This is a genomic window from Mesorhizobium sp. NPDC059025, assembly GCF_042739655.1.
In the GTDB taxonomy this organism is placed as follows: domain Bacteria; phylum Pseudomonadota; class Alphaproteobacteria; order Rhizobiales; family Rhizobiaceae; genus Mesorhizobium.
In genome coordinates, this window is record NZ_JBHYIM010000036.1 from 1 (window position 1) to 2,041 (window position 2,041).

General features: G+C 54.3%; 2 protein-coding genes. Both read right to left on the reverse strand.

Annotated elements, in window-relative coordinates; all coding sequences use genetic code 11:
• Nucleotides 1–629: 629 nt before the first annotated feature.
• Complete coding sequence (locus ACFWYE_RS30975; protein WP_379115821.1) at nucleotides 630–869, reverse strand: hypothetical protein; 240 nt, start codon at nucleotides 867–869, stop codon at nucleotides 630–632.
• 8 nt (nucleotides 870–877) lie between these two features.
• Nucleotides 878–2,041: RHS repeat-associated core domain-containing protein (locus ACFWYE_RS30980; protein WP_379115822.1), on the reverse strand; the 1,164-nt coding region annotated here is incomplete at its 5' end.

The window sequence follows — 2,041 nt, forward strand, 5'->3', positions numbered from 1 at the left end:
ACTAAGCGCCTGCAAATCAGTAAGGGTGGAAACACTCGCAACCTGGGGCATGCCTGTTCTCCATTGGAGTCGGATTATCGGGGGATCGAAGTCGAGAAGTTAGTTGAGAGCTTGCTAGCTGCCCTTAGGCTTGGCTTTCGCATCGGGCGCCGCCGACGGGTTGTCTGCCGACAGGTTGGAATAGATCGCGCCGCACTTATCGTAGGCCGGGATGGACTGCTTCAGTTCGCAGCCCTTGCGCCTGACTATCTCAATCAGCAGGTGCGACAGCGGTCGATCGCCGCCTAAGGGCCGGAACAAACTCTCTGAGCCAATCAACAAGTGATTCTAGACAAGGATGACTCCTACTTGAGATAACTAGTCATCGCCAACTCGTTGAAATAGCCCAGTAAAGGGGAAGTCCGGCCACACCAACCGCCAAACCTCGCCGCTTCCGATGTGTTGGTACCATTTTTCCCGCAATATGTTTGCTTCTAAGTATGGCTTCTCCACGAGAACCTCTTTCGCGACACAGGAGCCGACTTGAACGTTCAACCACGCCTCCAAGCGTTTGAATTCACTGGGAGATTGGAAGTCATCAATTACTCCCCAAAGAGAGGCTTTCACTTTGTGATAATTGCTTCGCCTGCCTATTCAAGCGCGGCATTTAGATGCTCAATAAGAACTCTAATACGTGCCCGCGTCTCAACATCTAACTCCTTTGCCGTTGCAATGGAGACGAGATAGAAACGGAGTTTCATAAAAATCTCGGTTCCCGATACACCATCGTCAATGGAATTCCTGATATCGACTGCATGTCGGCGTAAACCGCAGGCTTCCATTCTTTCGGCAATTGCTAAGGCCTCGGAATACTGATCGTATTGCGTCATAAAGCTCCTCACCACTTACTTCCAAAGAACTTCATCGACACCCCGTTTCTAGGGACAACAACTTCGATACCTCCTCCTCGATTCGCCCCGACCGCGGGGGCTTCTCGTGTCACAAAATCTGTTCCCGGTCTTATCTTAGCGTATTCGATGAAATCAGAATTCGCTATGTTGCCGGCGGGAATTCCGTAGCGCGAGGCATAGCCAGGCGTAGACGGGTGTTCTAGTGCCCAAAACTGAGCATCGGCAGCATCACTTTTCCCTGTAGTACCTAGCCGATAAAGGGTAGCTCCATTCTGAACTGCGTTTCTTGCAGCAAGAGCATCGGGCTTAAGGCTCTGTTTTGCCTGACCGTACGGAGTGGCAATATCTTTAAAAGTTGAAGTTTCGATTGTCGTAGCCGACGCTTGTGGCGCGCGTGCCCCTCCCACTCCAGCGCCGAGCACACCGTAGGCTGCAGCAGTCACTGCGCCGCTTGCCGAACGCGCGTATAGCTCCTCCTGTGTCAAGCCGACCATGGAGCGGTATTGAGCGGCCCAGTGGCCAAATTGCATGGCGTCCTGCGGGCCACCTGCTTCCAGAGAAGACTTGGCCAAATCAGCGCGGGAAGCCCAGTTGTTCGCCTCCGATGTCAGCACCGCATCGCGTTGTGACTGGTCGGGATATGCTGACGCATAGTAGGCGTACTCAATCTCTTGATCGAAGATGTGCCCGTTCTTATCCGACTTGTTGATCGGATCATTGCCAGCATAGGCATATCGATTGGTCCCGACGCCCTCCTTTACCGGGTCCAAATCATCGGGTGACAGGAAACGGCCGAGGTCCGGATCCATGTAACGAGCATTGAGATAGAGCAGCCCGGTCTCAGGATCGAAGCGTTCGCCAATGTAGCCCTTCTGCGTCTGGAAACCCGAGTTCAGGCGCTCGCCATAGGCGGCATAGCCCGTGCTTTCGACAACCGCACCGGCGGCATCGGTGACGATGCGCACAGATGACAGATGATCGCGATGCAGGAAGAACTTGGCGCCGTTCACCACCTTGATATCGGGATGCGGATAGCGGGTGTACTTCTCCGCTCCGGGCGTCGCCGGATCGATCTCGACATCTGCGCTCGGGTAAAGCGTGGTGCCGAAGGCCGAAGCCTTTTTCACCCGTACCCCATCAGGACCGTAGGC